Origin of the sequence: Sodalis ligni (assembly GCF_016865525.2) — a bacterium.
Lineage (GTDB): Bacteria > Pseudomonadota > Gammaproteobacteria > Enterobacterales > Enterobacteriaceae > Acerihabitans > Acerihabitans ligni.
This window is the reverse complement of the sequence record NZ_CP075169.1, coordinates 5,781,248-5,798,320: the sequence shown is the minus strand read 5'-3', so window position 1 is coordinate 5,798,320 and position 17,073 is coordinate 5,781,248. Positions and strand designations below refer to the sequence as shown.

The 17,073-nt window shown below is 62.1% G+C and carries 6 protein-coding genes; 4 read left to right on the top strand and 2 right to left on the bottom strand.

Annotated features, from left to right (window positions below; translation table 11 throughout):
* Window positions 1-84 precede the first annotated feature (84 nt).
* Together GTU79_RS26920 and GTU79_RS26915 are read right to left on the bottom strand one after the other, a co-directional pair.
* The gene (locus GTU79_RS26920) at window positions 85-993 is read right to left on the bottom strand and encodes a LysR family transcriptional regulator (protein WP_203520494.1); all 909 of its coding nucleotides are present in this window, start codon (window positions 991-993) and stop codon (window positions 85-87) included.
* 97 nt (window positions 994-1,090) lie between these two features.
* Entirely contained in the window at window positions 1,091-1,774 is a 684-nt protein-coding gene (locus GTU79_RS26915; protein ID WP_203520496.1) for an SDR family NAD(P)-dependent oxidoreductase, read from the bottom strand.
* Window positions 1,775-2,131: 357 nt separating this feature from the next.
* On the opposite strand from GTU79_RS26915, the gene GTU79_RS26910 reads away from it, so the two are divergent.
* The 4 genes from GTU79_RS26910 to GTU79_RS26895 all read left to right on the top strand — a co-directional run bounded on the left by GTU79_RS26910 (window position 2,132) and on the right by GTU79_RS26895 (window position 17,024).
* A complete protein-coding gene (locus GTU79_RS26910) occupies window positions 2,132-2,842 on the top strand; it encodes a secretin and TonB N-terminal domain-containing protein (protein ID WP_203520498.1) in 711 nt (236 codons plus the stop codon).
* A 20-nt stretch (window positions 2,843-2,862) separates the two neighbouring features.
* A complete protein-coding gene (locus tag GTU79_RS26905; protein WP_253073440.1) occupies window positions 2,863-3,417 on the top strand; it encodes an RNA polymerase sigma factor in 555 nt (184 codons plus the stop codon).
* Between the two features lie 7 nt (window positions 3,418-3,424).
* A complete protein-coding gene (locus GTU79_RS26900) occupies window positions 3,425-4,393 on the top strand; it encodes a FecR family protein (RefSeq protein ID WP_203520501.1) in 969 nt (322 codons plus the stop codon).
* A gap of 226 nt (window positions 4,394-4,619) precedes the next feature.
* Window positions 4,620-17,024: a filamentous haemagglutinin family protein gene (locus GTU79_RS26895; protein WP_214513530.1), complete on the top strand. Its 12,405-nt coding sequence runs from the start codon at window positions 4,620-4,622 to the stop codon at window positions 17,022-17,024.
* The last annotated feature ends 49 nt before the right edge of the window (window positions 17,025-17,073 follow it).

Genomic DNA, 17,073 nt, shown 5'->3' with positions numbered 1-17,073 from the left:
ACAACAAGCGTTCTTTATGATCATGGCAAGCCGGCACGATAAACGCCAATGCCGAATTTTTGGTGTTTTGATGCCTGCAAAGCATCAATGCCTTTTGCCGGCATCTTCCGCGACGTGCTGCGCCAGCAGTTCGACGAAACGGTCCAGGGCCGGGTTGAGATGACGCCGGCGCCAGACAAAATAGAGCGGCAAGGGTACGGAGATATCCGTCAGCGGCAGGTAGTCCACCTGCGGCAGGGGCCGGGAAAGATTAAAGCTGTTGACGATAGCCACGCCAATCCCCGCCGACACCAGGCTCAGTACCGCACCCTCGTCACGGGCCGTTTGGACAAAATCCGGCGAAAATCCAGCGGCCCGGCAGGCGCTCAGTAACTGGTCGAAATACGCCGGGTATCCTGCACGGGGGAAACCGATATAGGGCACGCCTTTCAGATCTCTGGCCGCGACGCTTTCGGCAAAACGATGGCCCCAGGCCGAAGGCGCCGCCAGCACGACATTGTCGCGGCGCAGCGCGAGACCGGTCAATGGGTCTTCCAGCGGGTTGAACAGGTAAATAAAACCGCCGTCGAGCGTATCCGCAAGCATCATTTCCAACTGCTGCGGCGTGTTGCCGGCAATCAGCTCCATACCGATATCGGGACAGGCCGTGGAGAAAGCACTGATAACATCAGGCATGATGCCGCGCCAGGCGGCAATTTCCAGAAAGCCTAGCCTTATCCGTCCCGCCTCGCCGGCGGCAACACGCCGGGTTCGTTCGCCGGCGGAGTCGAGATCCGCCAGTATCCGCTGTACCTCCCGGGCATAAGCCTTTCCCGCGGCAGTTAGACGGATTCCGCGGGGCAGGCGTTCGAATAATGTAATGCCCAGTTCGTCTTCCAGATCTTTTAACTGGCGGGAAAGGGCCGGCTGGGTGACATGCAGATGTTCAGCGGCCAGCCGGACATTTTCCGTCTGCGCAATCGCCAGAAAATAACGCAGATGCCGTAATTCCATATGACCGCCCATGCCTTATAGGCATCAGTTCAGATTACGATCATTATCGTCATAATCGGTCAGCGTTGGCGAGCGGAGTTGTATCGGACCTGGGTGATTACCAGCCCAGGGTTTCGCCCCGGTAGTTCAGGAACGCGATGCCTTTTTTACCCAGGCGGCCCAGCAGCATATCGGCGACCCCGTTGGTGCTGGTTTCAACGTCCAGGATCGCGTCCGGTCCACCCATATCCGTTCTGACCCAGCCGGGCGCCACCGCCGTCAGCGACCAGGGCGCATGCTGACTTTCCGCCGCGAAGCTGCGCAGGGATTGATTCAGGGCGGATTTGCTTGAGCGGTAGGGTTCCCAGCCTCCGTCGGTATTGCCGGAAATACTGGCCAATTCCGATGACATCACCGCCACCGCGCCGCCGGCCCGCACCAGGGGCGATAAAACCCGGGTGGCGGTCATGGCGCCGATAACGTTGGTGCGCATCACCGCCAGCAGCCGTTCGCCGAACGGTAGCGCGGCATCCCCGGCGGTGCCGGCATTCACCATCAGCAGATTAATCTGGCGGCCGGAGAGTTTTGCGGCCAGGGCGTGCAGCTCCTCTTCTTTATCGATATCCACGGTCTCGACGGACAGGCGCGGCTGGCTCGCCGCCAACTGGCGCAGATCGGGCCGCGTGGAACCCTGGCGTTCGGTGGCGATGACAAACCAGCCCCGTTCAAGAAAACGACGTACCAAACCATATCCCAGCCCGCGGCTGGCGCCGATGATAAGCGCGGTAGATTCATTGGTCATAAAACCTCCATTAAGAGTAAACGCGGTCATCCGTAAGGATGTCGGTAATATGCCGTCAGAAAGATTGACTGATAGGATCTTACAATAAGCCAGTATGTCTGACGGAGCGATGTGAATAAAACCCACAGTCTGCTGGGGAGCGACGGGTTTGTCGACAACGCTAACCTCATTTCATTGATGCCATAACGTCATTAATCGACGCCCGGACGCCTCGATAACTCTGTGGCCGTAGAGTTATTGTGTCTCGGCCATGACTTTAAAGCCTTCATTGAAATGTCATAAATCTCGCGCAGAGTGTCCAGCAATAATACCCACCAGCTCGGCTGTCTTTTCCTGTTGTTCAGAACGAAACGGGTGATGATGACGCGTTTTTTTAATCCCTCGGCAACGAATGTACGCCTTCTCGCCCTAGGCTGTGCGGTCCGGGTGTTGTGCGCCATGGCGCTGTTATTGTGGATGGCGGGCGGATTGGCCCGGACCCTGCCGGCGCAGCGGATGCCGTTTGATTTGCCGGCCCAGCCGCTGGCTGCCGCGCTGAGCGCCTATGGCGAGGTGACGGGATTGTCGGTTTTGGTCACCGCCGGGTTAACCGTCAATCGTCAATCCGCCGCGGTGAAAGGTCTGTTTACGGCGGCGGAAGCATTGCGCTTGCTGTTGGCGGGCAGCGGCCTGACGGCGCGTTATACCAGCGGCACGGCATTTACACTGATACCGATTGACAACACCCTCTTTCCGGCGCGAAAAGTCGATGCCGTCGATCCGGCTCGGCAAGCCGGCCTGTATGCGGCGCGGGTACAGCGGGTGGTGGGCAGATTATTGTGCGAATTGCAGCCGGACAAGCTGGGACATTACCGGGTGGGGCTGCAGCTGTGGATTGACGCCTCCGGACAGATTTACCGGGTGCATCTCTTGGATTCTCCCGGCGTCGCCGCCTGGGGTGGTACGGTGCAAGGGGTTATAACGCGGCAGATAATCGAGCCGCCGCCGCCTGGATTTCAGCAGCCCATTACGCTATTGCTGCGCAACCGGCAGGATACGCGAGGGGATTGTCGACGTTTGCAGCGATAAAGAGGCCGATGATGCCGGATATGATAAAAAAGCCTTTGCGCGAGCTGTTCCTGGCGAGTTATAAGGAATTTCGCCAGCGTCTGTGGAATCGCCTGGGCTCACAGCATCTGGCCGACGATGCCCTGCATGAAACCTGGCTGCGCATCGACGGGGTCGGCGACGGCGTGGTGGTGAAATATCCGGCGGCCTACCTGTTCCGTATCGCCCTGAACGTGGCGGAGGAGCAGCGGCGGAGCCAATCGCGGATCATGAGCCTGGACGAAGTGGATGAACTGTACCAGGTTGCCGATGAACTGGCGGACCCCGCCCGGATCATTATCGGTGAAACCGAGATTGAGACGTTTCGGCAGATCCTGGATGAATTACCCCCCCGCCGCCGGGAAATGATTATCGCCGCGCGCCTGCGCGATGTTCCCCATACCGATATTGCCCGTCGTTTCGGCGTTTCCCTGCGCACCGTGGAAAAAGAGCTGAAAGCCGGTCTGCAATACTGCTGCGAGCGCATGGGAAAACATTATATTCAACGTTTCGGACCCCGTCCGGAAACGAAAGCGTTACTGAAAAATGATGAATGATACCGATATGAGCCAGAACGGATCCGACGAGATCCGGCAGCGCGCCATGGATTGGGTGCTCCGTTTGGCATCGGGCCGTGCGACGGTGGCCGACGGCGAGGCGTTTCGCCGCTGGTGTGGGCAAAGCGCCGAACATGCCCGCACGTTCAGCGAATGCCGCCAAAACTGGCTGGGTATGCAGCAGGCGGCCCAGCGGGATGCCGCCGCCGAGCCGGAGCCGCAGGGCACCGTAACGCCGATCAATACCGTGCGTCTCGCCCGCCGCGCTCTGCTGGGCGGTGCGCTGGCCGCCTCGGTGGGCTGGCTGGCGGTACGCCCGCCGCTGCGGCTGTGGCCGAGCGTCTATGATATCTCCGCGGATTATCATACCGATACCGGCCAGCAGCGGGAAATCGCCCTGAGCCAACAGGTTCAGCTGCATATGAATACCCAGACCAGCATCGATTTATATCGCCGGCAAGGCGCACTGGCAGGCATTACCCTGAAAACCGGCGAGGCAGAGGTCATCGCCCGTCCGGGGGAGGGATATCCCTTTGAGGTGCTGGCGGACAACGGGCGCATCCAGGCGACGGATGCCCGTTTCAACGTACGTTATATCGACCGGGCGGTATGCGTCACCTGCCTGGCGGGCCAATTGACCGTTGAGCACAGCGATCGCAGCGTGCGGCTGCTGACGAACCAGCAAATCAGCTATGATCAAAACGGCATGCTGCCGGTGGTGGCGGCGGACGCAGCGCAAATCACCGCCTGGCGCCGGCGTATGCTGGTGTTCAATAACACGCCGCTGGTTCAGGTCATTGATGAAATCAACCGTTACCGGGCGGGAAAGGTGATTCTGATGAACAGCGAACTGGGCAAAAATCTGGTGCAGGCGCAGCTGTCGGTGGATCGCTTTACCGATTTTACATCGCTTATCCAGCAGGTCTACGGCGCCAATATCCGTTATTTGCCCGGCGGCGTGGTGCTGATCAGCTAAGCCGCGGCGGCCCGAAGCGTCATGTGAATTTTTTATGAAAAGCTGCATTCGCTACCCTGCCCAATCATCTATTGGTCTGAATGCAACCTGTCGGCCTCCCCCTTAAAGGTATGGCCGGCGGGCACCCAGACCCGATTGAGCACAGGAAGAGAGCTTCGATATGCAAGCCAGACCAGCCGCCCGACGTCAGCAGAAAATTTCCGTTACCGGACCTAGACAAGCCGGTATGAGCCGCTCCGATAACCTTCGTCTTAACATCAAGCCTATTGCCTACGCCATCGGGATGCTGCTGCTGTCCGGCGCCGCCCGGGCCGCCGGGCCGCGGCCCTTCACGGGCGCTCGCTCCGCCGACAGCGCCCCCCCCCGGCCGCCCCCCCCCGGGGCCGCCGGCGGCGGCGGCCTGCCCGGCATGCCCCCGCCCCTGGCCCAGCAGCAGCAGGCCAACGCGCAGCTGGCCCGCTCCATCGCCAACCTCGGCCAGACCGCCGCCGCCATCGCCGCGGCGCAGGCCCAACAGGCCGCGGCCCGTCAGGCGGCCCTCAACGCCCCCGGCGGCGTGCCGGACGGCCTCGCTTCCGGCGGCCTGCAGGTGGACAACAACCCGGCCACCCAAGGCTGGCTGAACGCCGCCGCCCCGACCCAAAGCAGCGCCGGCGGCCATACCACGGTGAGCATCAACCAGACCAAAGACAAAGCCATCCTCAACTGGCAGACCTTTAACGTCGGTAAAAATACCGAGGTGGACTTTCACCAGCAGGCGAGCTGGGCGGTATTAAACCGGGTCAACGACCCCAACGCGCGTCCCAGCCAGATAGAAGGTCAAATCAAGGGGGACGGCACGGTGCTGCTGATGAACCGCAACGGCATCGTGTTCAGCGGGTCGAGCCAGGTGAACGTGCGTAACCTGGTGGCGGCCGCGGCTGCGATGAGCGACGACCAGTTCACGGCCCACGGCATCTACGGCGCCCAGACCGGCGGTCTCTATACGCCGTCGTTCACCAACGCCGGCGGCGCGCTGACCGTCGAACCCGGCGCGGTAATTTCAACCAGCGCGCCGGCGTCGGTTACCCAGGGCGGCGGCTATGTGCTGTTGATGGGACAACAAGTGAGTAATGCCGGCGATATCGAAACGCCGCAAGGCCAGGCTGAACTGGCCGCCGGCGACAATTTTATCATCCGTCGCGGCGTCGGCACCGACGCCAATCCAACGTCCACCACCCGCGGCAATGAAATCTCACCGCAGTTGAATCCCGGCACCGCCGCCGGTCAGGTGGACAACACCGGCTTATTGGTGGCGCGTGAAGGGGATATCACGCTGGCCGGGCACAATGTGCAGCAGAATGGCGCAGCCATCGCCACGACCACGGTCAATACGCGCGGCACCATCCACCTGTTGAATTCGGACGGCGACGCCGCCGGCCGGGTTACGCTGGGCGGCAGCGCCGTCACGGCGGTGCTGATTGACGACGACGGCAAGACCACGGCGCTGGACAGCCAGCGCGATGCATTGTCTGTCCCCAATGGCAACGGGCTGGCGACAGGGCAGTTCGACAACCTGTCGACTCTGGCCGACCGGCGCGACCAGTCGCGGGTGGAAATTGTCTCCGGCGGCGATGTGGTCTTCACCGGGGGCTCGATGACGCTGGCCACCGGCGGCCAGATTGCTGTAAGCGCCGCCGGGCGCGCCTTTGTCGCCGACGGCGCCAATCTGGACGTATCCGGTGCCGTCGGCGTGCAGGTCGCGATGGACAGCAGTAATCTGCTGGTGAATGTGCAGGGCAACGAACTGCGCGATGCGCCCGCCAATCGAGATAGCGGCAAACTGGCCAACAGCAATGTCTGGGTCGATACCAGCGGGCTGCTGTATGTGCCGGCCGGTGCGGGCGGCGACGACAGCGACCGCTGGTATACCGCGGGCGGCCTGCTGGAAGTGGGCGGCTATCTGAGCAATCAGGGGCATCGCATCGGCGAGTGGGCAGCGCTGGGGGGTACCGTGGCGCTGAGCGGCAGGGAAGTGGTCACGCAGTCCGGTTCGCGGATCAATATCTCGGGCGGCAGCATTGATACGGCCACCGGCTATCTGCAGCAGACCTGGCTGAAGGGGCCGGACGGCCAGTTGTACAACGTCAACAGCGCACCGGCCGATTTGATGTATACCGGTATCTTCAAGGGTTTTGAAGAGGTCCATGCGCGCTGGGGCGATACGTCCACCGAATATTTCCGTAATCCGCTGATCGGACCGGAGCAGATCCTGCAGAACGGTTATACGGTAGGGCGCGATGCGGGGCAATTGATCGTATCGTCGCCTACGGCGGTGCTGGAAGGCGATGTCGTGACAGCGGTCTATAACGGCCCGCGCCAGGTGGACAGCCGGCCTGACGGCGTGACCGACGGCTACAGGCTGGCCCACGACACGGCGGCGCTGGGCGGCGGGCTGGTGGTGGGTTTATACACGGCGCTCGGGCTGACGGGCGGCATCGACAGCGATATGCGCATAGGGGACATCGGCGGCATCACGCAGGGTATGGGAGAAAACGATGCCTTGCCGGACGAGCGGACGGATACCGTCTGGCTGGATGCGAATAGCCTTAATGCTCAGGACCTGGGCGGATTGACGCTGATCAGCACGGATCAGATCGCCATTGATGCGCCGCTGGCGCTGGCCACCGGCGGGCAATTGACGCTAATTGGACCCAAGATCGATGTCGATGCCGACATCACGGCCCATGGCGGCGATATCACTATGGGCAACGTCATGAGTACCATAGTGTCCCAAGGCCAGACACCGTTCTGGGTGGCATTGAACGATGCTCAGGGATATTCCCAGGTTACGATCGACAACAATGCGAAGATCGATCTCAGTGGGCTGTGGCTGAACCAGCGTGATGGTTCCGACAACGGTTCATCGGCTATTGCCTTCCTCGACGGCGGCACGTTGAATGTGGCAACCACCGGCGGAGTGACCTTTGCCGCCGGAAGCCTCATTGATGTTTCATCGGGCGCGGCCGTCCTCGCCAGCGGCGAGACCCGGGGCGGCAAGGGCGGCAACGTCAGCCTGATCGCGAATGACGACACGCGTGTCATCGGCAGCAATGCACCCATGGATCCGTCGGCGCCATTGATCGTCGATGGCAAGATCATTGCCTACGGCTTTAACGGCGGCGGCACGCTGACGCTCAAGGCCGGCCAGACGGTGGTGATCGGCGATGACGCGACGCTGGCGGGGGGGCATTTGGCGGCAGGTACGCCGGCTTCAACCAGTGTGCGGCTGAGTCAAGACGTGGTGATTCCCATCGGCGGCAGGATACCGTTCGACTACAATGACACCCTGTCCTCGGTGCCGGTGGATACGCCGATCGCCAGCGCATTCACGCCGAGCGTCAGCACTACGGCTCCCATCGTCTCCGCCTCGAGCTGGGAAGTGCCCGCGGGGATGTCCGTAGGTATCGTCAATAGCGGCGGCAACGGCACTATTTTCTTCTCCGCCGGCAGCATTGTGCCCTCTAACGCAACCATCTTCTTCATATCGTCAATCCCTTTGGGAACGGTAATACCATCGTCAGTATTTCCGCATGGAATTCCGATACCGCCTGTGCTGCTGGCCTCCTACAAGGCCGGCGACGTGGTATCGGCGCCGGTGACGCTGCCCACGGGAACGGTCGTGCCCGTCGGCACGCAGTTCGACAGTTCCGTCCCCATCCAGCCGGTGCTCGCGCTGGGTCCTGATATTTTCAGCGCCGGCTTTTCCCACTACGCCGTCAGCAGCAACACGGGCATGGAGATTGCAACAAACGTCGCGGCGACCGTCCCGGTCTATAGATTCGACACGGCAAGTCGTTCGGCGCCCACTGGCAGCGAGGTTTCGGATGCGGCCGATCTCTGGCTGCCGCCGACCTATATCGATGACCCGATTGCCGACCGGCTGACCCAACGGGCAGGCGCCAGCCTGACGTTCAGCAGCCTCTACGATTTCAATATGACACAGGGCAGCGCCATCACCGTCGATCCGGGACAGAGTGTGACCCTTTACGCGGATCGGCAAACGACCATCGAGGGGGCTATCACCGCGCACGGCGGAAATATCACCATCGCGAACGTGCCGAATGCGTCGAACGGCGCGTTGTATGGCGGCGATGGATTCGGTTTTGCGACGCCGACGCGGTCGATTTGGGTCGGCGAAGACAGCATCCTCGACGTCTCCGCGCAGGCGGTTGTGGCCGCCGACGCGGCCGGCCGCCGTTACGGCGTAGTGCCGGACGGTGGTTCGATCACGCTGGGCAGCGGCATGGACTCCGGACACAACGTTGTCGCCGGCGATGCTTTTATCATTGTTAGGCCCGGCGCACTGCTCGACGCGTCGGGTACAGCGGAAACGATCGATGTCCCGGCCGGAGCCGGATTGCAGCCCACGCTGGTGGCCGGCGATGGCGGTGTCATCGCGCTTTATTCGGCCAGCGGGATATATCTCGACGGAGACCTGCGCGCCGCCGCGGGTGGGGGTAATGCCTCAGGAGGCCTGCTTAGTCTCAATGTGCTAAGCCACATTTATCTTCCGTACCTGCCGACACCGCAGTCGCCTTTTGCCGTCGGTGAAGTTCCCGAGGAGATGCAGAGGCTGCGCAATATCACGATTGTCCAGCAGGATCGGCCTACCGGTTTGTCTGCCGGCCTGGCTCCGGGCGAAAGCGATCCGGCGCTGAAGTTTGGCGACGCGACCCTTAGCGTCGACAAGATTCATGCCGGGGGTTTCGATCAGCTTGCGCTTTCGACCCATGACCTGTTTGTGTTTGACGGCGATGTTGATCTTGGCATGAAGCGAAGCATTGTCTTGTCAGGCGGCGTTATCTCGGCGAGCGCAAACGATCCGCACATCAACGCCGCTCTCCGGGCGCCGTATGTGAAAATCGATGGCTGGTATAACGACCCGTCCCTCGCCGGCGCACAGGTGTACCAATATTATACGGGCCTCAATAACATCAAGGGATCAGGTTTCACCACGGCTTCAGACAGCAACTTTGAAGTGGACGCGGATTTGATCGATGTGTCATCGGCGGTGCAATTCGGCGCGTTTGGATTCCAGGGCGCCGGATCCCTATATTACGTAGGTAGCGGACCGGGCAACATACCGGCGCAGACTCCGGGGGACGACGATCTTTTCGCCCACGATAGCGGGCCGCATATCGTCAATATGCCGGGATTCGGCAACCTCATTTTGCACAGTTCGGGGGATGTCAGGTTTGGCACCGGCAGCCTGACTGTGCCCAACAGCCTTGCCATCCAGGCGGATCAAATCTATCCGATGAGCGGCGCCACCATGAACATTCTCGCCGGACTGATGATGACGCGCAGCAGTGCCGGCGGAAGTGCCGGCGGAAGTTCCGCCGGATTTGGCGGAGTCGCTTTCGATCCCGGTGCGACGCTTATCATCAGGACCAACGGCGAACCGGCGCCCGATACGCCGGCATCGGTCTTCGGGAATCTGTCAATCGCCGCACCTTATATCGATCAGGGCGGCGTGGTTCGCGCACCGCTGGGGATCCTCGCGTTCAATACGCTGTTTACCAATTCGCCTCTGGTGCCGCCGGCGCCGAAGCTGGTGCTCCGTGACGGCAGCCTCACTTCAACCAGCGCCCAGGGCCTGACAATCCCCTTCGGCGGCACAAGCGACGGCGTCACCTACCAGGGGACCGATGGGACCATCGAGGATCTCGGCGCCACCAACGACTACGTCAACGGCACAAATCTTGTTGAAACCGGCCTGATGATCGCAGGCGAGTCGGTGGTGGGCGAGGCCGGCGCCGTTCTTGACGTATCGGGGGGCGGCAATCTCCTCGGCGCGGGCTTCATTTCGGGCCGAGGCGGTTCCGTGAACGTCCTGACGACCGCGCTCGTCAACGCCAACCCGATCAACGCTACATTCAGCGCCGCGAGCGACAAGGTCTATGCCATCGCGCCAGGTTATGCGGCTGCCTACGCGCCGGCGATTGCCGCCAAGGGCGCCGGCGATCCGGCCGTCGGGCAGCAGATCACGATTGCCGCCGGCGTCCCAGGCTTGCCGGCCGGCACTTATACCCTGCTGCCGTCAAGCTACGCCCTGGCGCCGGGCGCTTTCCGCGTCGAGCTTGGCGGCAGGACGCAGGCTGCCGATGCGCCCCTCCATTTGCCGAATGGATCGATACTCGCCAGCGGCTATCTCGGCATAGCGAATACGGCCGTTCGCGATTCGTTGCCGACGCAGGTGATCCTGACCGCCGGCCCGACGGTCAGGACCTACTCGCAATACAACGAGACGGGCTACGCGGATTTCCTTCGCGGGCAGGCCTCCCTGTTCGACGGGATCCGGCCGAGGTTGCCGATTGATGGCGGCATTGTCGAGTTCACGCTCGGCTCGCCGTCCAGCGGAAAGGCATTGTCGTTTGCGGGCAGCGCGCTGTTCAGCGGCGCCGAGGACGGGATTGCGGGGGCACTCGTTATCAAGGCAGGCTCTCAAGGCGTTCTTGACATCACCGCGCCCGGCGCCGCGGCGCTGCCCGGCCACACCACGCTGTCGAGCGATGACATCAATGCGTTTAATGCCGCCTCTGTCCTAATGGGAGGATCGACATCCTATAATGACGACACCGGTGTTTACACCGGCGGACGAATTGTTTTCACTGGGGATAATGCCGTGAATGTTCTGGATGGCGCGACCTTGCGCGCCGGCCAGATTTTTCTTGTCGGCCCCGCGGTGAGCGTCGCGGGCGGAGCGACGCTCGATACCCGTGGTCTTGGCGGCAGCGGTCTGGATTCGTCGCTCGGTTACGTCTACGGCAATACCGGCATCGATGTGCCGGGATCGACCGCCGTCCTTGCCGTCGCCAATGGCTGGTTCAACTTCCTGCCGTTTTCCGGAACCGGCAGCATCGAAATCGGGAACGGTGCGTCGCTGCTCACCGAAGGCAGCATTGTGCTTGGCGCGCCGGGCTCCCTGACCATGGGCGATGCAAACCTGGGCGCCCGCTATCTTTCGGTGACCCAGGAGACGGTCAATGTCGGCACCGACGCCTCCCTGACGGCCGCACAGGCTGCCGGCAGTCTGCCCGCGGGATGGAATCTGACCCAGGGCATCCTCGATCGTCTTTTGCATCCGTCTTCAACGGCCGGCGTGCCGGCGCTCGAGCAATTGACCATCGTGGCCGGCGGCTCAGTCAATCTCTTCGGCGACGTTTCACTGGATGCGAGAAGCCAGTCCGGCGGCGGCAACGTTCAGTTTGTCGTCAATTCGCCCGCGCTTTACGGTCTTGCCAATGGCGACGAGGGCGCGCATATCACGGCTGACGCCTTCGTTTGGAATGGCATTCGTACCGGAAACGGCTGGGATCCCTCCGCCAATCCTACCGGCAGCATTCCGTACGGCAATCAGGATCCGGCCGTCATCGTGCCGAATGGACCGGGAACCGGTCTTGGCACACTGGATATTGCGGCGCAGAGCGTTCTGTTCGGTTACGGCGATCATACCCGTGTGACCGATGGGACCTCGCTCAATCGCTATGCGATAGGCTTCTCGGCGGTCAATATCAGCGCCGGCGACCGCGTCACCACGAACGATGACGGAGCGCTGTTTGTCGGCCTGAGCCGGGATAGCTCAGGCAATGTGCAGGGGGGCAATCTGACTATCACCGCGCCGCTGCTGACCGCGCAGCAAGGCGCCGTGATGGCTTACAACGCCGGCGGCGCGATAACAGCCACCGCGCCTGCGGGCGTCACGGCCGCGAACACCGCGAACGAAAACAATCTCGGCGGCACAATCTCCTTCAACGGCGACAGCATTGTGCTCGATACGGCAGTCGCACTGCCAAGCGGCAAGCTGACGCTCAAGGCCGTCAACGACCTGTCCGTCGGCGGCAATGCGATGATCGATCTCTCGGGCCGCCACCTGACATTCTTCGACAAATCCGCCGACAGCTGGGGCGGCGACCTCGTGCTGCAAAGCGCTAGCGGCGATATTTCGCTGGCGGCCGGTTCGCTTTTAGACGTTTCGGCGCAAAACAACGCCGCCGGCACGGTCACGGCAATGGCAACCGATCTGATGCATGGCCGCGTTTTATTTGACGGCGCGCTTAATGGGTCCTCCAGCGGCGGCTATGCCGGCGGTGAATTCACGATCCAGGCACAGGATTTGGGCGATTTCTCCGCGCTCAACGACAGGCTGAACGGCGCGGGTTTCTTCGGTGCGCGGTCGTTCGACATCAAGCGTGGCGATCTGGCTTTCGGTAACGGGGTGAAAGCCAATGCCGTGTCGATCTCGGTGGATGGCGGCAGCCTGACCGTCAATGGGACCATCGATGCGAGCGGTACCGCGCCCGGGACGATCCGGCTGGCGGCGCGCGACGATCTCCATCTGGCATCCTCGGCGGTGCTGGATACGCACGGCACGGTGCTGAAGATCGATAGCTATGGCGCGCCCATCGAGGCCGATAACACCCCCCATATTGAACTTGCTTCGGCGGATGGTTTTGTCAATCTGGACGGCGGCGCGGTCATCGACATGCGCTCGGCCGACAATACCGCGCGCGGCAGGCTGGAAATCGACGCGCCCCGCCTCGGCGGCGCCAATGGGACCGGCGCGGGAGCGAACGACATCGCTATCAACGCCGGCGCGGCGCTCAACGTCGCCGGCGCCGCAAGTATCGCCGTCAATGGCTTTCGGACTTATGCGCTGCCCGATGGCGGCACCATCGACCAATCCTATCTCGATGGATTGAATATAGACAGCAGCGCGTTTATCAATGCGGCGCTGGGCAACGGCGCGCTATCGGGCCGCCTCGCCGGCCTTGCGGCCTATGGCTCTGCCTTTCATCTGCGCCCGGGCATCGAGATCAGATCGGACGGCACATTGTCGACGACAGACGATCTGGACTTTGCCGGCTACCGTTATGGTCCGAATGCGAATCCGACGCTGTTGGGATCCGGAGAACCGGGCAAGCTGGTCATCCGTGCCGCGGACGATCTGAACATCAACGGCAGCATCACCGACGGTTTTGCGCCGCCGCCCAACTCGCCGGACGACACCAACTTCCTGGTTCCAACGCCATCAACCGTGGCGGCAACCGATATTTACCCGACCGGGAATGTACATTTGCTCGAAGACTGGACCGTTCCGAACGATGCTTTCTATTCGCCTTTCGGCGGTATCGTTGTCAGCGATCCCAGCGGCAGGGTGTACAACCCCGGCGAGACGCTCAAGGCCGGGACGGTGATCAGCGCGACTTTTTTTGGCCTGCCGTTATTTGCCTGGGAGGCGGGCCTGCCCATTCCGGCGCTGCTTGCACCCGGTCCGTCGTCCCGTCCGGTCTATGCCCTTGCGCAACCGCTTGCGCCGGGAAGCCTATCATGGTCGATGCGGCTGGTGTCGGGCGCCGATACCGGCGCGGCCGACAGCCGAGCCTTGCGCAGCGCCCCTGATCTGGCCGGTCTCGGCAACATGACGTTGAACGATCCGCATGTTGCGGGTACGGACGGCCAATCCGTCGCCAGCGTGATTCGTACCGGCACCGGAGATCTTGATTTGCTCGCCGGCGGCAACTATCAGCAGATGAGCCCTTATGGCATCTATACTGCCGGTACGCCGATCGCGGCAACCGGCGCATCTGCGAATGCTCCCTATAATCCCGCACGCGGCACGTTCGCCGATGACGGTACCGTGCTGGGCGCCGCCAATACCCTCTACGAAGATACGCTCGGCTCGCAATACATGTACTACATGGAGCACGGCGGCGACCTCCTCCTGACGGCGCAAGGCAATATTGATGGTTCTTTGGCCTTCGACTCGGGAGAAGTGGGGGGCTGGTTATGGCGTCAGGGCGGAACGGAACTCGGTCAGGCCGCCGCCTGGGGCATCAACTTCGGCAGTTACACCGCCAGCCCGTCAATCGATCCCTACAGTGGCCCCGATTACACCGGCGTTAGAGTGCATCTTTCCACGTTTTCCGGCGTCGGTACGTTAGGCGGCGGCAACGCCAACGTCCGGGCGGGTGGCGATATCGGAGACACGGGAGGCATTGTCATTGCCGTTGGCGGCAGCGGACGCGTGATGGCGGACGGCAGTCTGGCGCAGACCGGAGGCGGCACGCTTTCCGTGAAGGCCGGCGGCAATGTCGGCGGCGCGGGTAATCAGTTCGTCGATATCCGCGGGGACATCAATCTCTCCACCGGCGACTTCGGCAGCCTCTATGGCCAGCACTTTGGCTACGACAACGGACTGGCGGACCCGCGCCCGCTCGATCCCCTCAAGACCTATTCTGCCGTGACGACATCCGGCGGCGCCTTCGTACCGGGCGACGGTACGGTCAACATTCTCGCGCGCGGCGACATTGCGATGGGCGACGTCATCGATCCCGGGCGTATTCGCTTGACCGAGCAAACCGATGCGAGCTCCACGCCGGGGCTGCAGGGGGCAACCTGGTTCACGTTATGGACCCCGGATACGGCGATTAATCTATTTGGCGCCGGCGGCGGCGTGTCGCCGCTGTCGGCCTTTCAGGGAAGCGACCTTAACGCTAACAGCGCCATTCACACCAGCACCCTTTTCCTGCCGTCAATCCTGCGGGCGACGGCAGGCAACGGCGACATATTTCTCTTCGCCGGACAACAAGGCGCAAGCCTGATGTTGCCGTCGCCTTCCGGCGAATTGCAACTGCTCGCCGCGGGCTCCGTCATCGATGCCACCGCCTCTTACGCCTACGGGCCGCTTGCGACCTCCATGTCGACTTTAGCGACTCCGTTCCACCCGGCTTGGGCGACGTATTTAACGGACAACTATACCTCGACATTGCAGTCGTCGAATTATTGGGGCGATCCGAACAACATTGTGGACAGCACACAAGCCTGGAAAGTCTACAGCTCCGATTATGGCCCAAGCGGATTCGGCGGCGTCGGCGGCAATCCGTTCGTGTTCGGACCGAATACGGTGTCCGACGCCAGCGCGTTTGACGGCGATGTCGTTTCAAGCATTTACGCGATGGACGGGGATATACTCAATTTACGCTATGGCGAGATCTTCGAGAGCGACCAGGTAGTTTCCGGAATCAGGACAACGACGGACTATTATCGCGCCGTGAAGCCTGTTCAAATACTGGCCGGGGGCGACATTGTCGACTTGAAGGGTCTGATTCTCCAAAACGATCCGAACGACGTGTCAGCGATCGCGGCATCCGGGAACATTATTGAAGCCGGTGCCGGGACTATAGATTTTACGTCAGAAACCCAAGTCGCCGGTCTACAGATAGCCGGTCCCGGCACATTGGAGATCAGCGCCGGTAAGAATCTTTATCAAGGTTCTTCCGCGGCAATAGAGAGTATTGGCCCTTTGGTTGCCGGCGATCAGCGGCCAGGGGCGAGCGTAGTGCTGCAGGCCGGGCTGGGCGCCGGCACGCCGGGCGAGGGACAGGTCGACTGGACCGCTTTCGCCAGGCTCTATCTCGATCCGGCCAACCTTGCCGGGCCGGGTGCGTTGGCCGACCAGCCCGGCAAGGTCGCCAAGACTTACAACGGAGAGCTGGTGGGATGGCTTAGGGACAGCTTCGGCTATGCCGGCCCGGCCGGGGACGCGCTTGCCTATTTCCTCGCTCTTCCCGCCGAGCAGCAGCGAATATTCTTGCGCACGGTCTACTACGCCGAGCTTACCGCCGGCGGTCGCGAGTTCAATGACAGCAACGGACCCCGCCCTGGGTCCTATCTCCGCGGCCGCGAGGCCATTGCTGCGCTGTTCCCGCGCGAGGATGCCTATGACGGCGACATCACCCTGTTCACGGCGATCAGCAGCGGCCTCAATATCAGCGGTTATGTGCACACCGATTTTGGCGGAGACATTCAGCTTCTCGCGCCGGGCGGCGGTGTGACGATTGGTACCGAGGGACTGACGCCAGGCGCTGATTCCGGCCTGATCACGCAGGGCCAGGGCGATATCCAGATTTATTCGCAGGATAGCCTGCTGCTGGGGCTGTCGCGCATCATGACCACCTTCGGCGGCAATATCCTGGCCTGGTCGACCGAGGGCGACATCAACGCAGGCCGCGGGTCAAAGACGACGGTGGTCTTCACGCCGCCTAAACAAACATATGATGATGTTGGCAACCTCACGTTGTCCCCGCAAGTGCCGAGCACTGGCGCCGGTATCGCTACCTTGGCTCCCATCCCTGAAGTTCCTCCCGGAGACGTAGACCTGATAGCCCCCCTGGGCACCATCGATGCCGGCGAGGCGGGCATCCGGGTATCGGGCAATATCAACGTCGCGGCGCTGCGGGTGGTGAACGCGGAGAATATCCAGGTGCAGGGCAAATCCACCGGCATTCCCACCATCGCGGCGGTGAACGTCGGCGCGCTGACCTCAGCCAGTCAGGCGGCCAGCAGCGCGGTGCAGGCGGCGGAACAGATAAACCGGCAGGCGCAGCGCAACCAGCCTTCGGTCATCAGCGTGCAGGTTCTGGGCTACGGTACTGAACGGCTGGAAGCGGGGGGCGATGATAACGCGATGCGCAGCACGGGGTATGATCCGGCCAGCGTGGTGCAGGTGGTGGGAACGGGCAAACTGGACCAGAAATCGCTGGCGCAGCTTAGCGAGGACGAGCGCCGCAGTTTGCAATCGCAGTAATCCGTCAGGCCCCGTATCGTTGCGGTACCGGGCCTGTTTCACGCCGGCG